This is a genomic window from Deinococcus marmoris DSM 12784, from assembly GCF_000701405.1.
Taxonomy (GTDB): Bacteria; Deinococcota; Deinococci; order Deinococcales; family Deinococcaceae; genus Deinococcus; species Deinococcus marmoris.
This window is the reverse complement of sequence record NZ_JNIV01000057.1, coordinates 1-19638: the sequence shown is the minus strand read 5'-3', so window position 1 is coordinate 19638 and position 19638 is coordinate 1. Positions and strand designations below refer to the sequence as shown.

General features: G+C 65.4%; 18 protein-coding genes and 1 pseudogene. 9 read left to right on the top strand and 10 right to left on the bottom strand.

Translation table 11 applies throughout. The annotated features are described in order from the left end of the window. Positions 1–59: 59 nt before the first annotated feature. The gene (locus tag Q319_RS0114010; RefSeq protein ID WP_029483106.1) at positions 60–1871 is read left to right on the top strand and encodes an ATP-binding cassette domain-containing protein; all 1812 of its coding nucleotides are present in this window, start codon (positions 60–62) and stop codon (positions 1869–1871) included. Positions 1872–1941: 70 nt separating this feature from the next. Here the strand turns inward: Q319_RS0114010 and Q319_RS0114005 are convergent, their stop codons facing one another. After that, entirely contained in the window at positions 1942–4560 is a 2619-nt protein-coding gene (locus tag Q319_RS0114005; RefSeq protein ID WP_029483105.1) for a BamA/OMP85 family outer membrane protein, read from the bottom strand. Between the two features lie 489 nt (positions 4561–5049). On the opposite strand from Q319_RS0114005, the gene Q319_RS0114000 reads away from it, so the two are divergent. Genes Q319_RS0114000 through Q319_RS0113990 form a run of 3 tightly spaced genes read left to right on the top strand, consistent with a single transcriptional unit; the run spans position 5050 to position 7828 of the window. Beyond that, the gene (locus tag Q319_RS0114000; RefSeq protein WP_029483104.1) at positions 5050–5718 is read left to right on the top strand and encodes a YggS family pyridoxal phosphate-dependent enzyme; all 669 of its coding nucleotides are present in this window, start codon (positions 5050–5052) and stop codon (positions 5716–5718) included. Beyond that, positions 5715–6578 (top strand): DivIVA domain-containing protein, encoded by an 864-nt coding sequence (locus tag Q319_RS0113995; protein WP_081846051.1) that lies wholly within the window; start codon positions 5715–5717, stop codon positions 6576–6578. The genes Q319_RS0114000 and Q319_RS0113995 overlap by 4 nt, the downstream gene beginning before the upstream one ends. Then, positions 6578–7828 (top strand): cytochrome P450, encoded by a 1251-nt coding sequence (locus Q319_RS0113990; RefSeq protein ID WP_029483102.1) that lies wholly within the window; start codon positions 6578–6580, stop codon positions 7826–7828. Before Q319_RS0113995 ends, Q319_RS0113990 begins: the two co-directional genes overlap by 1 nt. Here Q319_RS0113990 and Q319_RS0113985 read toward each other — a convergent pair. Together Q319_RS0113985 and Q319_RS28715 are read right to left on the bottom strand one after the other, a co-directional pair. Beyond that, a complete protein-coding gene (locus Q319_RS0113985) occupies positions 7818–8492 on the bottom strand; it encodes a hypothetical protein (RefSeq protein WP_029483101.1) in 675 nt (224 codons plus the stop codon). The two genes, Q319_RS0113990 and Q319_RS0113985, sit on opposite strands and share 11 nt — an antisense overlap. Before the next feature lie 40 nt (positions 8493–8532). Then, positions 8533–8904 carry a helix-turn-helix domain-containing protein gene (locus Q319_RS28715; RefSeq protein ID WP_245619240.1) on the bottom strand — a complete coding sequence of 124 codons (372 nt, stop codon included), beginning with the start codon at positions 8902–8904 and terminating at the stop codon, positions 8533–8535. A 317-nt stretch (positions 8905–9221) separates the two neighbouring features. On the opposite strand from Q319_RS28715, the gene Q319_RS25600 reads away from it, so the two are divergent. The 3 genes from Q319_RS25600 (at position 9222) to Q319_RS0113965 (ending at position 12578) form a co-directional block, all read left to right on the top strand. Further along, entirely contained in the window at positions 9222–10184 is a 963-nt protein-coding gene (locus Q319_RS25600; RefSeq protein ID WP_051655393.1) for a leishmanolysin-related zinc metalloendopeptidase, read from the top strand. Positions 10185–10362: 178 nt separating this feature from the next. After that, complete coding sequence (locus Q319_RS0113970) at positions 10363–11139, top strand: DUF554 domain-containing protein (RefSeq protein WP_029483099.1); 777 nt, start codon at positions 10363–10365, stop codon at positions 11137–11139. 251 nt (positions 11140–11390) lie between these two features. Next, positions 11391–12578, top strand: a complete 1188-nt coding sequence (locus Q319_RS0113965) for a DUF4384 domain-containing protein (protein ID WP_029483098.1) — start codon at positions 11391–11393, stop codon at positions 12576–12578. A 242-nt stretch (positions 12579–12820) separates the two neighbouring features. Here Q319_RS0113965 and Q319_RS0113960 read toward each other — a convergent pair whose 3' ends face one another. The 4 genes from Q319_RS0113960 to Q319_RS0113945 form a co-directional block, all read right to left on the bottom strand. Then, positions 12821–13300 (bottom strand): nucleoside deaminase, encoded by a 480-nt coding sequence (locus Q319_RS0113960; protein ID WP_029483097.1) that lies wholly within the window; start codon positions 13298–13300, stop codon positions 12821–12823. A 13-nt stretch (positions 13301–13313) separates the two neighbouring features. Further along, positions 13314–14564: a carboxynorspermidine decarboxylase gene (gene nspC / locus Q319_RS0113955; protein ID WP_029483096.1), complete on the bottom strand. Its 1251-nt coding sequence runs from the start codon at positions 14562–14564 to the stop codon at positions 13314–13316. 42 nt (positions 14565–14606) lie between these two features. Then, positions 14607–15104: a PsbP-related protein gene (locus tag Q319_RS0113950; protein ID WP_029483095.1), complete on the bottom strand. Its 498-nt coding sequence runs from the start codon at positions 15102–15104 to the stop codon at positions 14607–14609. A 208-nt stretch (positions 15105–15312) separates the two neighbouring features. Beyond that, entirely contained in the window at positions 15313–15750 is a 438-nt protein-coding gene (locus tag Q319_RS0113945; RefSeq protein WP_034415157.1) for an Hsp20/alpha crystallin family protein, read from the bottom strand. 55 nt (positions 15751–15805) lie between these two features. Here Q319_RS0113945 and miaA point away from each other — a divergent pair, with 55 nt between their 5' ends. Both miaA and glgC read left to right on the top strand, forming a co-directional pair. Continuing rightward, positions 15806–16741 (top strand): tRNA (adenosine(37)-N6)-dimethylallyltransferase MiaA, encoded by a 936-nt coding sequence (miaA, locus tag Q319_RS0113940; RefSeq protein ID WP_034415155.1) that lies wholly within the window; start codon positions 15806–15808, stop codon positions 16739–16741. 179 nt (positions 16742–16920) lie between these two features. Next, positions 16921–18162 carry a glucose-1-phosphate adenylyltransferase gene (glgC, locus tag Q319_RS0113935; protein WP_029483092.1) on the top strand — a complete coding sequence of 414 codons (1242 nt, stop codon included), beginning with the start codon at positions 16921–16923 and terminating at the stop codon, positions 18160–18162. A 70-nt stretch (positions 18163–18232) separates the two neighbouring features. Here glgC and Q319_RS0113930 read toward each other — a convergent pair whose 3' ends face one another. The 3 genes and pseudogenes from Q319_RS0113930 to Q319_RS0113920 all read right to left on the bottom strand — a co-directional run. Next, positions 18233–18901, bottom strand: coding sequence for a thymidine kinase (locus Q319_RS0113930; RefSeq protein WP_051655395.1), 669 nt, complete (start codon positions 18899–18901; stop codon positions 18233–18235). A gap of 126 nt (positions 18902–19027) precedes the next feature. Further along, the gene (rpmE, locus tag Q319_RS0113925) at positions 19028–19246 is read right to left on the bottom strand and encodes a 50S ribosomal protein L31 (RefSeq protein WP_029483090.1); all 219 of its coding nucleotides are present in this window, start codon (positions 19244–19246) and stop codon (positions 19028–19030) included. Positions 19247–19354: 108 nt separating this feature from the next. Continuing rightward, a pseudogene (locus Q319_RS0113920) lies at positions 19355–19638 on the bottom strand (hypothetical protein); the annotation flags it as partial.

Genomic DNA, 19638 nt, shown 5'->3' with positions numbered 1-19638 from the left:
GACGCTCAAAATCTCGCCCCCGCATGCTCTTACGCCTTATCACTGACCGGAGCCTCCGCATGACCACCGCCCCCACCGCCAAACCTGCCACCGCGCCGGACCGCACCTTTGCCCTCACCAAACGGCTGTTCGCGTACAAGCCGGGCCTCTTCGCCTTCAACCTGTTCATGTGGGGCATGGTTCACGTCTCTCCCGCGCTGCTGGCGCTGGCGATCAGCCGCATTTTCGGGCAACTGGACCAGGCAGAGCTGCTTCGCAAGAGCGGCGGAGATACGGGCGCGGCCATCCTGGCGGCCTGGGTGTTCGTGGGGTGGTTCGCGCTGGTGCGGGTCAGCCGCTTCGGCATTTTCTACGGGGCGTTCCGGGCGTTCATTGAAATCTGGTACACCCTGGACGCGCTGCTGCGCCGCAATCTGCTGGGCTACCTGCTGACCGCCCGTGGTTCGCGCCGCCTGCCCGACACCCCCGCCGAGGCGGTCAGCCGTTTCCGCGACGACGTGGAGGACGTGGCCGGGTATGTGGAGGTCTGGATCGACAGCCTGGGTTTCGTGCTGTACTCGCTGGTGGCGATCACGCTGATGGCCCGCGTGGACCCGCTGATCACCGTGCTGGTCTGCGCGCCGCTGCTGCTGATGGTGGCCTTCGTCCAGAAACTCTCGCCCACCATCCGTTCTTACCGCCGCCGCATGCGCGAGGCCACCGCCCGCGTGACCGACTTCATCGGCGAAACGTTTGGGGCCGTCAGCGCCGTCAAACTGGCCGCCCGCGAGGACGGCATGGTGGTCCACCTGCGCCATCTGGGCGAGACGCGCCGCCACGCCGCCCTGCGCGACGTTCTGCTGACCGAACTGATCCGGGGCGTCAACACCAACATGGTCAATCTGGCGGTGGGGCTGGTGCTGCTGCTGGGGGCCAACAAGATTCGCGGCGGCACGCTGGAAATTGCCGATTTCGTGCTGTTCATCGGTCTGCTGCCGCGCCTGACCGGGAGCATGGGTTTCTTTGGTGACGCGATTGCCCGCCACCGCCGCACCGGGGTCAGCTATGACCGCATGACCCGGTTGCTGCAAGACGCGCCCGATACGAACATCGTGGAACACCATCCGGTCTACCTGCATGCCGGGCCACCCGCGCCGCCCGCCGCGCCGCCGGAACTGCCGCTGGAAGAATTACGGGTGTCTGGCCTGACCGCCACCCATGACAGCGGCCTGGGGGTGCGTGACGCCAGCTTCACCGTTCAACAGGGCGAATTCGTCGTCGTGACCGGGCGCATCGGCAGCGGCAAGAGTACGTTGCTACGGGCGCTGCTGGGCCTGATTCCGGCGCAGTCCGGCACGGTGGAGTGGAACGGGCAGATAGTCGTTGACCCGGCCACCTTCCTGGTGCCCCCACGCAGCGCCTACACCTCCCAGATTCCCAGCCTGTTCAGCGACAGCCTGCGCGAGAACGTGCTGAGCGGCAGCCATGAGGACCGCCTGGGCCGCGCCGTGCGCCTTGCTGTGCTGGAACCCGATCTGGCGCAGTTACCCCAGGGTTTAGATACCCCCGTGGGCGCACGTGGCGTCAAGCTCTCCGGTGGGCAGATGCAGCGCACGGCGGTGGCGCGGATGCTGGCGAGGGACGCCGATCTGCTGGTCTTCGACGACGTGTCCAGTGCCCTGGACGCCCGCACCGAGGCGCAACTGTGGGACGGCCTGTTCAGCGAGACGGACGCCACCTGTCTGGTGGTCAGCCACCGCCGCGCCGCCCTGAGCCGCGCCGACCGCATCCTGCTGATGCAGGACGGGCGCATCGTGGATGAGGGGACGCTGGAGGGCTTGCTGGACCGCAGCGAGGAAATGCGGGCGCTGTGGGCGGAACAACCCAGTTGAACGGTTGACGCAAAAGGCGCGCATCCTGCTCGGGGATGCGGGCCTCTTTTTCGCCTTCTCTAACCTCGGCTCAGAAGAAGTTGCCGATGCGGAAGTAGAACTGGCCGCGCTGGTTCTGGGGGCTGTAGCCGTAATCGAAGCGCAGGCTGGGCAGCAGCGCCCCGCCGATGCCCAGGTTGAGCTGAACGCCCGCGCCCACGCCGTATTGCAGGCTGAAGTTGGGGTTTTCCTTGGTGCCCCACGCGCTGCCGGCGTCCGCGAAGGCCACGCCGTACAGGCCCTGCGCGATGCCCGCCTTGAGGCCGAAATCGAAACGGTACTCGGCGCTGGTGGTGAAGTAGTTGACGCCGAACAGCGAACCGTCGGGCAGGCCGCGAATCTGCCGTGAGGACTCGGGGGTGCTGCCGCCGCCGATGGAAAAGCCGGTGCCGCCGGGCGCGCCCGCCGCATTAAGAATGGTGCCAGCGTTGGCCCGCACCGCAAAGACCTGCTGCTTGGTCTGCAAGCCCAGGTCCTTGTCAATCGTGCGCCCGAAGCCGTAGTAGGTGCTGCCGCCGCCCTCTACGTCGCTCCAGCGCAGTGGTGCCTGGCCCTGCCGCCCGAAGTTGTATCCGGCATTCACGTTGGCGCGGAATCCCTGGTCAGGGAATTCGGGGTTGGTGGTGCTGTCGTAATTCAGGCCGCTGCTGAGGCGGGTGGTCACGCCTGCCTCGGGCAGCAGGCTCTGGGCCTTGGCCTCGTCGAAGGTGTAGGTCTGGGCTGGCTGGCCGTTCGTCCCCGGAATCTCGACGGTGTTCTTGTCCGCCTCTTTCAGGCTTTCCAGGTAGTAGGTCTTGTAACTGATGCCCACGCCCACGCTGCCGTACAGGTACCGGGTCAGGTTGCGCCCGGTGTTGACGCTGAAGCCGGTGCTGCGGACCGTGTAGTCGTAGCCGGTGTCGGTGTTGGCCGGGAAGCCGGTGGTAGCGGGGGAGTCGCCAGGCTTGGTAAACACGGCGTTGTTGCCGTTGACGTTGCTGCCCACGCCGAACGACAGGCTGGTGCGGTTCTTCTGGAAGTCCAGGAACTTCAGGTCCAGCCAGGGAATGGTGTAGCTGACGTTGCCGTTGAAGTTCTGCCCGGCGTCGTTCTGCTGCGCGCCGATGGCCACCGTGAACGCCTGACCCAGCCCGAAGGCGTTGGGGTTGGTGTAGGCCGCGTCGCCGCTGAAGCCGCCCGCGAAGCTGTCGTAGGTCAGGCCCAGGCTGACGGGAATGCCCTTGGCCTTTTCCGTGATGCCCAGCACGTAGGTCACGTTCTCGGGGTTCTGTGGATCGCTGCGGACCGATTCGGTGGTCACGCTCACGAAGCCCAGGCGGCTGATGCGGGCCAGCGAGGCGCTGAGGGTCTCGCGGTTGAACGCGCTACCGGGATCGGGCAACTCGCGCAGAATCACGCGGTCCTTGGTGCGGTGCGCGCCCTGCCACGCCAGCTCGTAGCCCACCAGCTTGACCTCGCGGACGTTGAACACGAGCGCGCCGTCCTTGAAGGTCACCGCGTCGCGGGTGCTGATTTCATAGCCCGCCTTGCGGTAGGCGTCGCGCAGCGCCAGGAAGTCGTCCTGTGCCAGTTGCGGGCTGTAGATGTCGCCCGTCTTGGTCTTGATGGCGGCTTGAAGGGTGGCTGTGGGCACCAGCGTGTTGCCGGTGATGGCAATGGTCCCCACTGGCCCGGAGGCCACGTCCGACGCGCCGAACAGCACGGTGACCTCGCCGGGATTCTCGGGGTTGGGCTGGAGCGCGAAGCCCACCGGCTTGCCCGTCTGGTTGGCCAGCGTCCGCACGTCGGCCTGAAGGCTGGCCAGGGTCACGGGCTTTCCGGGGGTGGTCAGGAGCGTCACCTTGGGGTCTCCCAGGTTGCTCAGGTCCACGTCGGCAACCTTGCCCTCGATCACGTTGACCTTCAATACGCCGTCCACCAGGGTGCTGTTCTGCGTATCCACCCCGGCTTGCAGGTATCCGGCGTCGTCGAAAGCCATCTGGAGCTGCTGCACCGCGCCGTAATACAGGTCCGGCGTGAACTTCTTGGTGTCGAACAGCGGCTTGAAGATGTTGGTCACGGTGGCGGCGGGCAGCAGGGTCACGCCGCTGACCTCCACGCGCTTGATCGGGGCGGTTTCGTCCACCACGAAGGTCACGGTGACGTTGCCGTCCGCACCGGCCTTGGTCTGGGCGCTGATGCTGGGGGCAAAGGGATAGCCCTCGGTCTGGTAGTTCTGGGCCAGGGCTTCCTTGGCCTGATCGAGGCGCTGGGTGTTCAGCGTCGCGCCGGGGGCGATGTTCAGCAGTTCGCCCACCGACTTGGTGAAGGCGTCGGCGTTCAGGAAGGTCAGGCCGCTGGCCGTCACCGCCGTGATGGTGGGGTTGGGAACCACCGTGACGTTCAGGGTGTCCTTGCCCGCCACGGTCCGAAGTTCGGCCACGGCACTCTTGAAATAGCCCGTTGCCACGACTTCCTGCTCGACGGCCCGCAGGTTGACGCTGGAGAGCGGCGCGCCCGGCTGGACGCTGAGGGTGGCGCGAAGAAAATTGGTCAGCAGATCGCTGGTTCCGGCCACGGTGATGTCCTGGACGGTTCCGGCGGTCTGGGCCTGGGCTACGGCGGGCGCAACCAGCGCGATAGTCACGGCGAGTGTTAAAGGGTGTCGCATTCTTCTCCTAGTTTCGCACATCTCTGAACTCGCCCTGACCGCACAAATGCCCGCAAATGGGCACGGGCAGAGCAGGGCTGGGGGCCGGATGAGGCGGTCACTGCGTCCACAGTTGCTGCTCGGCCCCTGAGAAGGGTGAAGATCGGGTGCGTCACGGTGAAAATGGCCCTATGGCGGCGCGGTTCAAGGGGTTTGTCCTTGAGCCGCCTGCCGGGGTGGAGGACAATGGAGGGATGTCCTGTCTACAGTTGGTATTTGTTTGAAAGGCCTGGCTGACGGTGGGGTGTCTGGGGTGGCTCCCACGGCTAACCCCTCAGTCCGCTTCGCGGCCAGCTCCCCTCAAGGGGAGCCAAGAGTGGGTTACTGGCTGGGCAATTCCACGACTCTTGCCTCCCTTCTAAGGGGAGGTCCCCCGAAGGGGGGGAGGGGTCAAACCGTGGAAGCCACCCCCAAACACTGCCCGCAAACTCTCGCTCTCAGGTCCACCCCATGAGTCTCCCCGAAGTCGTTGCCCATCTGCGGGCGCTGGAGCAGGAAGCCGGGCGCGAGGCAGGCAGCGCCAAACTGGTGGCCGTGACCAAGGGACAGACCCTGGAAAGTATCGAACGTCATGTGCTGGCCCACGGCACCTACCCGCTGGGCGAGGGCCGCGCCCAGGAACTGCGAGACAAGGCCGCCGAACGGCCCGCCTCTCAATATCCTGGCTGGGAATGGCATTACATCGGCCCCCTCCAGCGCAACAAGATCAAATACCTGCGCCCGGTCACGCTGGTTCACGCCATCGAGGCCGTGTGGCAGGCCGAGGCCATCGCGGAGGCGGCGCAGAAGTGGGGCCACGCGCCGGACCTGCTGCTGCAACTGCACAACGGCGAGGAACAGAAGCACGGCGTTCCGGCAGACGAACTGGCGGACACCCTGAAAAGCGTGCGCGAGACGGGCCTGACCGTGCGTGGGCTGATGGTCATGGCCCCCGAATTCGGTGAGGACCTGACGCAGGCCGAGACCGAAACCCGTATTCTGCGCCTGTTTACCGACACGGCGCGTCGTGCCCACGATCTGGGACTGGCCGAGCTGAGCATGGGCATGAGCGGCGATTACCCGCTGGCTGTGCGCGCAGGAGCCACCCTGGTGCGGGTGGGAAGGAGCCTCTTTACATGACTGACCTGACCCGATCTGACCCGGCCCGAGACCTGAACTCTGAACCGTCTTCCGAGCTGACCCCCGGCACCACCGCCCGCCGCGATTCCAACCGCCTGACCCCGCTGGACATCCGCCATCAGGAATTTCCCGGCAGATTCGGCGGTTACCGGCGCGACAGCGTGCGGACCTTTCTGGCCCAGGTGTCCGATGAGCTGGAGGCCGTGCTGGGCGAACAACTGCGTGGGCGCGAGACGCGCACCCGGCTGGAGCGCGAGCTGGAGGAACTGAAAGCCTCGCAGGACCAGATTCGCCGCGCCGTGGTGGCCGCCGAGCAGATGGGCCACGACATGCGCCAGAACGCCACCAAGGAAAGCGAGCTGATCGTAGCCCACGCCAACGCCCAGGGCGAGAGCATGGTGCGCGAGGCCCAGGCCCGCAACGTGGAATTCGAGGCCCAGCACGGCGCACGCATGACCGCGCTGGAGGCCACCTTCCACGCCCGCTTCGCCGATCTGGAACGCGATCACCACCAGTTGCTGCTGGAGCGCGAGCGTGTGCAGAACGAACGGATCAATGCCCTGGAACGCGATTTCAACGAGCGCCACACTGAATACACCTCGCGGCTGGCCGGGGCGCGGCAGGAATACACCCAGTTTCTGAGTGGCTACCGCGCCCTGATGACCTCGTTCTCTGACCTGTCGGCCCGCCATGTGCTGCCCGAGGACATGGCCCTGCCCGTTTCCGGGCTGCCCAGCCAGCATCTCAAGGGCCGGGCGCTGGGCAACAAGCAGAATAAGGAGTTGTCTGGCCCGGACTCCGCTTCCGAGAAGGAAAGCGAGAAGGACACGGCGCTGCTCGACGGACATCAGTTTCTGTAATGTCCGGCGAGAATCTCCCGCAGTTCCGCCTGCCAGTTGCAGACCCAGATTTCGTCCAGAACCCGTACCCGTTGCTGGCCGAGTTGCGCGACTCAAAGCCCGTCTTCTTCGATCCAGACATGAACCGGGTGGTCCTGACCCGTTACGCCGATATCGGTGCGGTGCTGCGCGATAAACGCTTTGGCCGTAGCGCCCTGCACCGTTATTCGCGCGACGAGCTGGGCTGGCCACCACCCGATCCCGCGCAGGCGCAGTTCGACGCCTTCAACGGCAATCATCTGCTGGATTCTGAGCCGCCCAAGCACACCCGCCTGCGCTCGCTGGTGGGGCTGGCCTTCACGCCGCGCCGGGTGGAGGGCCTGCAAACACGCATTGAGGCGATTCTGGCCGGGCAGTTGCGCGGTCTGGGGCAGGGCGGCGCATTCGATCTGGTGGCCGACTACGCCGAGCCGCTGCCTGTGACTGTGATCGCCGAACTGCTGGGCGTGCCGGAAGAACACCGCGCCCTGCTGCGCCCGTGGTCCGCCGCCATCGTCCGGCTGTACGAGCCGAGCGCCGGGCCGCAGGCACAGGCCGAAGCCGAACGCGCCGTGCTGGAGTTCAGCGCCCTGCTGCGTGATCTGAGCCAGCAGCGCCGCCGTCAGCCGCAGGACGATCTGATTACCGCCTTCGTGCAGGCCGAGCAGGAGGGGGACCGCCTGAGCGAGCAGGAGCTGATCGACACCTGCATCCTCCTGCTGAACGCCGGGCACGAGGCCAGCGTCAACGGTCTGGCGGCGGGTGTGCTGGCGCTGCTGCGGGACCGGGACCACTGGGACGCGCTGGTGGAGGCGGCCCCGCGTGAAGACAGCCTGCCCATCTTCCGCCGCGCCATCGAGGAACTGCTGCGCTTCGACACCCCGCTCCCGATGTTCGAGCGCATCGTGCTGGAGCCGCTGGAATTGCACGGCGCGGCGTTGAGGCCAGGAGACCGCGTGTCGCTGCTGTATGCCAGCGGCAACCGCGATCCGCTCAAATTTACAGAGCCGGACACGCTGAACCTGGGCCGCGATCCCAACCCGCATCTGACCTTTGGGCTGGGTATCCATTACTGTCTGGGTGCGCCGCTGGCCCGGCTGGAACTGGCCCTGAGTTTGCGGGCACTGTGCCGCGCCTTGCCAGGGCTGCGGCTGGCAAACCCCGACGAGCCGGGCCACTACACCGGGGGCTTTGTCATTCGCGGGCTGGCGCGGCTGGACGTTATCGGCTAAACCCCCGCCACCACACCGCTGCCAGTTCGCCTTCTGCCGCATCGGCCTCTGCTTCCGCTGGTCTATTCAAAGCGAAGAGCGCCAGCACGCGGGCCGGGCTGCGCGGCAGGCTGCGGTCCAGGGCTTTCTGCGCCGTTCGTGTGCCTTTGGGTCCACCCAGACGCAACTGTGCGTGGGCCAGCACCGCCAGCAGATGCGCGTCACTGGGCTGTCCACTGCCCTCGGCCACTTTCAACCCCTCGGCCAGGGCGCGCAGGGCGGCGTGGGGCTGGGGCAAAAGCTGCTCGCCGCGCAGTGTGGCGGCAGCGATCACGGCTCCCACATCGCCCTCCTGCCGGGCCAATTCAAGTGCGTTCGTGGTTTCAGCCTCGGCCTGTGCGTCTGCGAGTTGCCACAGGGCGCGGGCGCGCAGGGCGGCGGGACGGGCGGTGTGGGGCAACGGCTTCAGCAGATGCAGCGCGCTCCTGGATTCTCCCAGCCGCAGCAGCGCCGCCGCGTGCGTCAGCGGGTCCGCCTGTGCCCACAACGCGGCGAGGCGGGGGCGGCCCAGTCGCAGGGCCAACTTTGCCGCCTCAGTTTGGTTCTCCACTGGGAGCGCGCCGAAGAAACTCGCGGATTCGCCGCGTTCCAGCGCCGTTTTCAGTTCAGCCTGTGCCTCAGTCATTGCGGACGCAGCATAACCCGGCTTCCCTCTGCTTCCTCGCTTACGCGCTCAGCGCAAGGTCCAGACCCAGGAAACGCCACAGGGCGCGGCGCGGCACCCGCAGACCGCTGGGATGTTCGACTGCGCCCAGACGGCCATCGCGAATCCAGCGGCGCACGGTGCGTTCGTGGGTGCCGGTGAAATCGGCGACTTGGCGGACTTTCAGGAGCATGGGCAGGCTGTGGAACTGGTCTGAAAGGGTCATGGTGGACCTCCCAAAAAGAGCGCGGGGCCGCCACACGGCCAGCCCCAGACAGAATTTGATTTCAGTGTTCAGGCCCCGGTGCGTCCCAGGCCAGGTCAAAACAGCGCCGCCGCCCGGCCCGACGCCCAGCGGGGGCGCGGTCAGGGAAGAAGCCTCGGTGTGTTTCAACTTGCGCGGAGCGTAGCACGCCGTACGTCAACTGCGGGTCAGCCCCCAGCGGGTGTAATACACGCGCCGAATTAGAAAAACATGGGGCGAAAAGTTCTGTAAATCTTATCTATAATACACGAAAGAGCCAGCTTCTCATCTGCTCTGTCACCCGTTGAATCCCGAGAGAATTCTTTTACAGATATCTCATTCCCCGCGAACTACTGTGGGCGCAAGCAGCGACAAAACGCGTCTGGCAGCAGCATTCAGCCTCCTGGGGTCTGGACGACTGTCCTGTCTGTGGCCGCCTGTTGCCGTCATCCCCCGGAGGTTTCATCATGGCCCCGCCCCGCACTGTTCCCGGTTTCACCCTTGCCGCCCTTTCCCTCAGCGCCGTGCTGGCCTCTTGCGGCGGGCCACAGGACGTGGTCACCCCTGCCCTGCAAGGCGGCGAAGCGGCTGCGGCGCAGGTCAGGGTCAGCGATCTTCCCATCGATCCCCAGCTCACGCGCAGTCCATTGCAGGAGCAGGCCACCGAGCGCTACAACATCACGCTGAAATTTGCGCCGGGGAGCAGCGCGAGCGTGGTGAGCGCCATGCAGACCGCCGCCGCACGCTGGGAAGGTGTAATCACGCAGGGGCTGCCCAGCTACCGCGCCAACATCCGCGCCGGATCGTGCGGCAGCAACGCGGCCTATGTGGGCACCATCGACGACATGCTGGTCTTTACCGGCAACACCGCCATCGACGGCCCCGGCGGCACCCTGGCCCAGAGCGGCCCGTGCAGCATCCGCAGTGCCAGTGGCCTGACCACCTACAGCACGCTGGTTTTCGACACCGCCGATCTGGGAGCGTTCAGCAGCCAGTTGGCCGATATCGCCGTGCATGAGCTGGGGCACTCGCTGGGCATCGGGACGCTGTGGCAGCGTTTCGGGCTGGTGGGCGGCATCGGCGGCAGCAACCCCACGTATCAGGGGGGCAACGGCCTGCGTGAATACCGCGCGGTGGGCGGCACCCTGGGCAGCGTTCCCGTGGAGAATCAGGGCGGCCCCGGCACGGCAGGCGGCCACTGGCGCGAAACGACGTTCAAGACCGAGCTGATGACCGGCTACCTGAACAGCGGCGTCTTCAATCCTTTGTCGCGCCTGAGCGTGGGCACCTTGCAGGACATGGGCTACGCCGTGAACTACGGCGCGGCGGACGCCTACCGCATTCCCAGCCTGGGCGGTCAGGGTGTGGACGAACTGCTGGATCTGGGCGGGCTTGAACAGTTGATCGAACCGACCTACCGCAGCGAATAAAACGTTGGGCCTTCCCGCCCCCGCCTCTGTAGTTGAGGTGGGGGTTTGACAGTCTGAATGAGGATGGGCGGCCACAGCCGTTCCCGAGTTGGCTGCGGGCCTGACTCTCTGCGAAAGAAGATGCTGAAGCAAAAGCACCCCCTTCCCCTGTCAGCCCCGCGCGCTACCCTTTGTCCCGATGAGCCTTCTCTCGCAACTGTCGGGCACCCTGGTGAACGTCGCAGCCGTGCTGCTGGGCACGCTGATTGGCCTGACAGTAGGCGGAAAGCTGCCTGCGCGCACACAGCGCTCGCTGCTCCAGACCCTGAGTCTGGTCACACTGTTCATTGGACTGGACATGGCGGGCAGCCTGAACAAAGTCTCGGCGGGCAGTGTTCCAGGCGTGATTCTGGCGCTGGTCAGCCTGGCGGCGGGCGTGGTGATCGGCGAGGCGCTGGGCATCGAGGAAGGACTGAACAGACTGGGCGAGGTTCTCAAGAAACGCTTTAAGGGCGAGGGCCGCTTCACGGAGGGCTTCGTGGCCGCCAGCCTGCTGTTCTGCGTGGGGCCGCTGACCTTTGTGGGCGGGTTGCAGAATGGTCTGACCGGGGACGCCTCCAGCTACATCCTGAAAAGCACGCTGGACGGCATCGCCTCGCTGGCGCTGGCGGGGGCGTACGGCATCGGCGTGGGCTTCAGTGCGGTCACGGTCCTGACCGTGCAGGGCGGCATCAGTCTGGCTGCCGGGGCGTTCGCCGCCACGCTGCTGGGCGGCGCGGACCCCGAGACCCTCAAGACCAACCCCTACGTGTTGATCCTGACCGGGGCGGGCGGCCTGACCATCATCGGGATCAGTTGGAACCTGATGCTGGCCGGGCTGGGCATGGAGGACAAGCGCGTGCGCGTGGCGAGCATGCTCCCGGCGCTATTGCTGGCCCCGCTGGCGCTGTGGGTGGCCGGACTGATCGTCCGCTAGGGGTCCAGGGGTTGGCGGCTCAGGCTGAGCAGGGGAGGGCTGTGAGAGGGTGGGAGGTGGGCGACGGTGCTGCGTTTCCTTCCTCCCGCCCGCTCTGCTTTCCCGCCTGAACTTATTTCCTGGCCGAGCTATTTCCTGACGGGGCTTAATGCTCGCGGCCTATCAGTGCCTCGTCAGGTTCAGCCCGTACCTTACGCACATTCAAACCGAGTTGCACCCCCACTTCGTTCCAGACACCCAGGAGGCATCCCATGTCCAATTCCACACCTTCCACCTACAAACGAATCTGCGTGATCAGCGCCCTGCTCGGTCTGGCTGCGCCTGCATTGGCTGCGCCCAGGATCAGCGCCCAGAGCATCATCGTCAATCCCACACAACCGGAGCTGAACGTGCAGGTCTGGACCAACCGCGACGCCAGCGGCGAGGGCAATCCCACGTACCAGACCGGTGAACGCATCAGCGTGGGCCTCAAGACCAACGCGGACGCCTACATCTACCTGTTTAACGTGAACGCGGACGGCAACATCGATCTGTTCTTCCCCAACAGGTACGAGGACAGCAACTATGTCCAGGCGGGCACGCGGACCTTTCCCCGCAACGGCGCGAAGTACAACCTGAGCGTCGGCGGCCCCAACGGGCAGGACAAGCTGCTGGCCGTGGCGAGTACCACTGAACTGAGCCTGAACGACATCGCCACCTTCGAGGGACAGCAGCAGTTCGCCACCGTGGGCGTGCAGGGTCAGGACGGACTGGCGCAGGCGCTGAGTATCGTGGTCAATCCGCTGCCCGACAACGCCTGGGTCACCGATACCGCGTTCTTCCGGGTGGGCAACACGGTGCAGACGCCGCAGCCGCAGCCCACGCCCGCAGCGCAGATTCAGCCCGGCCAGCGTCAGGACGGCTCCTTCGACAGCGCGATGGTGGACGCCTACGCCCGCCTGAAGGGTGACGAGTCGCTGGGTCAGGCCACCACCTACGCTGCGGCTTGGGGCAACGGTTTCTGGCAGAAGTTCAACGGCGTCGGGGCATACGGCGACGCGGCCCTGCTGCACGCCAACGGCAGCAGCCGCTCCTACTCGGTGCATGGCCGTCTGCTGGCCCGCTACCTGTCACTGGCCCAGGCCGAGAACGGCACAACCCGCCCCCCCAGCCGTCTGGGCTGGGCCGCCGGAGACGAGAAGGTCATTCCCCAGAACCTTTACGGCACCACTGGCCTGTACGGCTTTTTCCAGAACGGCGCACTGTACGACTCACAGAAATACGGCACCTTCTGGCTGACTGGCCCGGTTCTCAAGTCCTACCAGGGACTGGGCGGCAGCGGCAGCTTCCTGGGGTTTCCCACCCGCGATCAGTACATGCTGAACGGGGCCTGGGCCGCCGATTTCGAGGGCGGCACCATCCGCACCGTGAATGGCGTCCCAAGGATTTACCGCAAGTAAGCTCAACCCCCAACCTGACTTCTCTGCGCCGGGCATGACTGGACACCCAGTTCGTGACCCCATGCCCGGCCCTCTTTTTCCCAGCCCCGCACCACGGGCCGGGTTCCAATCGGCGCGCTTTTACGGGCAAACGATCTGCCCCGGCGCAACTTGCACCCAACCTCTTTCCGACACCACCAACAGGCAGGAAGCAAAAGCCCCCGACTCCGTGGCGAGTGCGGGGGCTTTGTGCTGTTCAGGCTTCAGCTCTGCTTCTGGATATTCTGACGGTGCAGTTCGCGGATGCGCCCGCTCAGTGACGGCTCCGGCCCCTCGACATCCGCGTCGCGCAGCACGTCCTGAATGGACAGGGGCTTGACGGGTCCCGGCTCCGCACCGAACTCTTCCATCCATTCGGTCAGTTGCCTGGACGAACTCGCGTACACGATGCGCCCCAGCCCCACCCAGCCGTGGGCGGCGGAACACATCGCGCAGTGTTCGCCGGAGGTGTAGACCGTGGCCTGCCTGCGCTCCTGCGGCGAGAGATTCGCGGCAGCCCAGCGGGCAATCGCAATTTCCGGGTGCTGTGTGGCGTCGCCGTCCACGGTGCGGTTGTGGTCCTCGAAAAGAACCTCGCCCGCCTCCGAGACGATCAGCGAGCCGAAGGGATCGTTGCCCGACTGAAGCCCGGTCTCGGCCAGTTCGACGCAGCGCGTCAGGTGCTTTCTATCTGTGTCGTTCACTTCTGATCTCCCCTCAGCTCAACTTGGCCTTGAATTCCTCGTAGCCAAACGTTTTGACCCGCTCGTAGCTGCCGTCCAGATGCAGGATGCCGATATCGGGGTGCTTGACGCCGTTGAAGAAGGTGGTCTTGACCATCGTGTAATGGATCATGTCGTCGAAGATCACGCGGTCCCCGATCTGGAGTTGCCTGCCGAACACGTACTCGCCCACCACGTCCCCGGCCAGACAGGTGGTGCCGCCGATCAGGTAGGGGTGGCCGCCGCCGTAGTCGCTGGCCTCGCGGTGTTCATGCTCGGGGGGATCGCCCGCGCCCAGAATCCGGGGGCGGTACGGCATCTCCAGTACATCGGGCATGTGGGCGCTGACCGACACGTCCAGCAGCGCGGCGTCCTTGACGTTATGCACCACGTCCAGCACGCGGCTGACCAGCCAGCCCGTCTGCCACCCGAAGGCGCTGCCCGGTTCCAGGATCACGTCTACCTCCCACTTCTCGCGGAAGGCGCGCACCAGACGGATCAGGCGGGCGGTGTCGTAACCCGCCCGCGTCATCAGGTGGCCGCCGCCGAAATTGACCCACTTCATCTGGGGCAGGAACTCGCCGAAGTTGCGCTCGACCACTTCCAGCGTGCGTTCCAGCGTGTCGCTGTCCTTCTCGCAGAGGGTATGGAAGTGCAGGCCGTCCACGCCGTCCAGCAGGTCTTCCCGGAACTCGCGGCGGGTCACGCCCAGGCGGGAGAACGGCCCGGCGGGGTTGTACAGGTCCGTCTCGACTTCCGCGTATTCCGGGTTGATTCGGATGCCGACGTGAATGTCACGGCCCCCGGCGCGGGCAGCCTCCACCTGCGGCTTAAAGCGCTCCCACTGAGAGAACGAGTTGAACACCAGATGGTCCGCCAGTTCCAGAATGCGGGGCATTTCCTCGTCGCTGTAGGCCGGGGCATAGACGTGGACCTCGCCCTGCATCTCCTCGCGGGCCAGGATCGCCTCGTTCAGACTGCTGGCCGTTGCCCCGCCGATGCCGTACTCGCGCAGCAGCCCAAACGTACTCCACATCGAAAACCCTTTGAAGGCCACGATGATCCGCGCGCCACTTTCGCGCTGCACATGTGAGATCAGCGCCAGATTGCGCCGCAGCCGCGACTCGTCCAGCACGAAGGCCGGGCTGGGAATGGTGGTCCAGTCGATGCTGCCCTCGGGGGTGACCTCGGGAAGCTGGAACTCAGCCTTGTGGGTGTCGGTGCTGTGGGTGTCGGTGACGGTCATGCCCCGGAGTCTAGCGGGCCGGGGCCGGGCAAACCGCCTTCCTTAGCGCAAAATCTTGAAACTTTTCACGAAGGCCGCGTTCGTGGGCGTCATCTTGGCCTGAAGCCCCTGCTTGGTCGTGGCGGTCACCAGATACGCCTTGCCGCCCGTCACCGTATAGGTGGAGATGAAATAGAGGCTGTACTGGCCCTGCCGCCCGGTGTAGACGGTTTCCTGCGCTTTGCCGCCGCCCAGTGTGGTGGCGCGCGTGCTGATCACCTTGCTGTCGGTGATCAGTTTTTTCACCTGATCCAGACTCAGGGCGTGGTACTGCGCCAGGGTGATGCCCGGCGGAAGCGGCTGCACGACCACATTCAGATTGGGCGTGAAATCCCCCTGCGGTTTGTCGGCAAAGGCCACCGCCACGCCGGACACGCTGAGTTGGGTCCAGGCAGGCGGCGGCGTGACCGAGAAGCCGTTCTCGGCGTTTTTATAGGTGGCGGCCACAGCGGACCCCAGCAGGCTCAGGCCAGCCAGACCCAGGGCAAGTTTTTTCGTCATGGGCCAGTTTAGAGCAGTTGTCATAAAAATGGTCTTTTTATGACCGAGCAGAGCGAGTGACTTTTACTGAGCAGGACGGAGAATGGAGTCGCCGGAAGTCTTTTATTCCGGCGATGTAATTCGGAGAACTGCTCTAGATGTGTGGTTGGGGCCGCAGGAGCTTGCGTGAAGGTTTTCGGGGTGTTGCCTGGATGCTCTGGAGGCCCGCTCAGTCGGAGTGGGTGCCGTCTCCGTGCAGTTCATCTTCGTGCGTATCAGTCCCGTGCATGTCGGCAGATTGGACATCGATGGTGGGGTGCTTTTTCTGGAAGCGCACGGTCAGCACGCCGCCCGCCAGATGGGCCTGGCCGGACTGCGGCACCACCTCGCGCGGAAAGGCCAGCACCCGGCGGAAGACGCCGCTGGGACGCTCGGCGCTCAGCAGGCCCTGCGGCGCGGCGCGCTCCCCGGCCACGGTCAGCATCCCGCCCTCCTCGTGCATTTCCAGGCGTTCGGGATCGGTGCCCGGCACGTCCAGATGCAGGGTCAGGTACGCGTCGCTGTCCGCCCAGTCGGCGGCGGGCGTCCAGGGACCGGCCCCGAGGGTCTCGACCTCTTCCCGCAGGGTCATCAGGTGTTGCAGTCGGGCCAGCACCGGCTCATTCATGCCTGCCACGCTAGCACCCGCGCCGCCGGGCACGCCAGCGCCTAAAGTGGGAGGAATGCCCCTGCCGTTGCCCACGACAGTCCCTTTGCTGACCGCCCCCACCGCCGCCGGAAAATCGGCTCTGGCTCTGGCACTGGCCCAGGAGTTCGGTCTGGAGATCGTTTCGGCAGACGCCTTCACGGTGTACCGGGGCCTGGACATAGGCACCGCCAAGCCCACGCCTGCCGAACGGGAGGCCGTGCCGCATCATCTGCTGGACGTGGCCGATGTGACCGGGAACTACGACGTGGCCCGCTACGTGCAGGAGGCCGAGGCCGCCATTGCGGGTGTGCTGAAGCGTGGGCGCGTGCCGCTGGTGGTGGGCGGCACGACGTTTTATCTGTCGGCCCTGCTGCGCGGCCTGCCGCTGACTCCCCCCGCCGATCCACTGGTGCGTGCCGCCGTGGAGGCCGAACTGGCGGAACGTGGCCTGGACGCCCTGCTGGCCGACATCGCCGCCACCGACCCAGCCGAGGCGAGGCGCATGGAGCGCAACCCCCGCCGCGTCGTGCGTGCCACCGAAGTTCACCGCCGCACCGGGCAGTATCCCGGCTCTTTCGGGAATCGCCCGCCCCGTTTTGGGTACGCCGTGACCGCCTTCACCCGCCCTGGCCCGGAGCTGGAGGCGCGTATGGCCGCGCGTGTGAGGGCCATGTTCGCCGCTGACTGGGGGGGGGAAGCCGCTTGGCTGGCTTCACAGCTTGACCCCGAGACCCTGCCCCGTCCCACCGCCTGGCAGGCCCTGGGTTACCGCGAGGCGTGGGCCGTCTCTGCTGGACAACTGAGCGAGGCGGAAGCGACGGCGCGCGTCGTACTGGCCTCGCGGCAGTATGCCAAGCGGCAGCTGACCGCCATGCGGAGCCAGCTCGGGGCGCAGGTGCTGACGCCAGGGGAGGCCGTAAAGCAGGTGCGGGAACATCTGAACGCCGCCCATAAGGCGAGTGTTAATTAGATCGGGGCTGAAGTTTGCGGCCCGGCGCGGGTAGAGTGGGGACCGAGATCAATTCCAGCACCGCCCTATCCGGGGAACGCTATTTTGAGAAGGACCACCTTCTCATATCGCCGCTTATTTCCGCAGCGACCTTATCTATGGCGACGCTTTCTACAGCAACACCTTACAGGGGGTAAGATATGAAACCACGCGTACTAGGCATGATTCTGGCCGGGGGACAGGGATCGCGGCTGGCCCCGCTGACGCAGAAGCGCTCCAAGCCCGCCGTGCCCTTCGGCAGCAAGTACCGCATCATCGATTTTGCCATCAACAACTTCATCAACTCCGGGCTGTTCAGCATCTACGTGCTGACCCAGTACAAGGCCCAGAGCCTGACCGAACACATTCAGCGCGGCTGGCGCTTCGGCACCTTCCTGAGCGACTATTTCATCACCCTGGTTCCGGCGCAGATGTACCGCATAGAGGAACTGGGGCCGGTGTGGTACCGGGGCACGGCGGACGCGGTGTACCAGAACCTGCACCTGCTGGACAACAACAAGGCCGATTACGTGGCGATCTTCTCGGGCGACCACATCTACAAGATGAACGTCGAACACATGATCCAGACGCACATCGACACCCGCGCCGACATCACCATCGCCGCCTACCCCATGCCGCAGGAACAGGCCCACCAGTTCGGGATCATGCATGTGGACGAGAAGTGGAAGGTCACGGATTTCCTGGAAAAACCCAAGAACCCGCCCAGCATTCCGGGGCAGCCCGGCACCAGCCTGACCAGCATGGGCAACTACATCTTCTCGCGCCGCGCGCTGGAAGAACTGCTGGTCACCAGCATGGGCGACGGCGAGGAGGGCTTCGACTTCGGCGGCGACGTGATTCCGCGCGCCCTGTCTGACGGCTACACCGTCATGGCCTACGACTTTCACAAGAACCCCATTCCCGGTCAGGAGGGCGCGAACCTGTACTGGCGCGACGTGGGCACGCTGGACGCCTACTTCGAGGCCAATATGGATCTGGTCAGCATCAATCCCGAATTCGGGCTGTACAACGCCGAGTGGCCGCTGCGGACCAGCAGCGAGTTCTCGCCGCCCGCCAAGTTCGTGCATGAAAGCGAGGGCCGCAAGGGTCAGGCGTTCAACTCGATCCTGGCCGGGGGGACCATCATCAGCGGCGGCACCGTCCGTGACAGCGTGCTGGGGCGCGGCATCCACACCCACTCTTACTCCACCGTCGAGAGCTGCGTGCTGTTCGACGAGGTCACGGTGGGGCGGCACTCGCACCTGCGCCGGACCATCGTGGACAAGGACGTCGTCATTCCCCCAGGTACAAAGATCGGTCTGGACCTCGACGAGGACCGCGCACGCGGCTTTACCGTGACCGAGAACGGCGTGGTGGTGGTGCCGAAGGGTTACACGTTCTGATCTGAGGGTGCGAATCAAAGGGGGAGAGGCCACATGTGGGTCTCTCCTCCTTTGCTGCTAGCTCCCGCCGCTAACCTCCCAGCCCCTGTTCCCCACTCCGGCACTGTGGCGTGGGCTGCTCGAGAACCGCGTGATGGACCCGGCAGCGGGCCTCGTAACTCTCCTGCGCGCCCACCAGCACCACCGGGTCGTCGTAACGGGCGGGCTGGCCGCCGATCAGGCGCTGGGAGCGGGTGGCGGGTGCGCCGCAGACCGTGCAGATGGCCGTCAGCTTTTCCACGCTCTCGGCGCGGGCCAGCAGTTGCGGCATGGGGCCGAACGGCTCGGCGCGGAAATCCAGGTCCAGTCCGGCCAGGATCACGCGCACCCCGGCGTCGGCCAGTTCCAGCGCCAGCGCCACCACTTCTGCGTCGAAGAACTGCACCTCGTCAATGCCCACCACGTCGGGCAGTGGGGGCCTCTCTGCTCCCGGTTCCGCGCCCAGCAGGCGGCCTTCGCCGGACAGGTGGGCGCGGATGTCGGCCACGCCCCGCACGGCCAGCGCCTCCACGCTGCGCCCGGCGTGGCTGGCGACAGCGGAGGCGTGGTAGCGGTCATCCAGCGCGGGTTTAAAGACCAGCACGTTCTGTTTTGCGATCAGCGAGCGGGTCACGCGGCGGATCAGTTCCTCGCTCTTGCCGCTGAACATGGGACCGACGATCACTTCGAGGTGGCCGCCGTGGAAGGGAGATCTAAGCACCTGGGGAGTATGCCAAACCTGCGCCGCCTCTGGCTGATGATCATAGAACTGGCTGATAACCATAGAAAACGCCCCACCGCGGAGGCAGGGCGTTTTCGAAAAACCTGTGACTTACTTCTTCTGTACTTACTTCTTCTTGGTACGGTAGCTGTCGCCGAAGCGCTTGTTGAACTTGTCCACGCGGCCTTCGGTGTCCAGGAAGCGTTCCTCGCCGGTCCAGAAGGGGTGAACGCCGCTCCAGACATCAACGTGAATCTCGGGGCGGGTACTCATGGTTTCCATGATGACCTTGCCCTGGTAGATGATTTTGGTGGGAACAGCTTTGGGGTGGATGTCTTTTTTCATGTGCGTGCCTCCATCCGCCACGTCTCTGGTGCGTAGCGGGCAACCGAAGAAGTATACACCTGTGCGGGGCAGATTGGAAAGGGGCCAGGGCAAGAGGGGTGCATCCCGCTAAGCTGGGATCGGAAAGGCAGCGTGGCGAACGTCATCCAGACTCACCAGGGGATTGATGTTGTTCAGGTTGGCACGAAGCGAGGCCATGCCACTGGCCCCAGGACGGGACCAGTGCATGCCCGAACCCTTCATGCGCCAGCCAATCACACTTTTGTTGATGCCTTCGATCTGCCCTGAGCCAATCGGCCAGCCCTGAGTGCGGTAGTGGGGATAGTTCATCAGGTGCGTGCGCCTGAACAGATAGTTCAGGGCCTGTTGTGCTTCTGAACTCCACTGCCTCT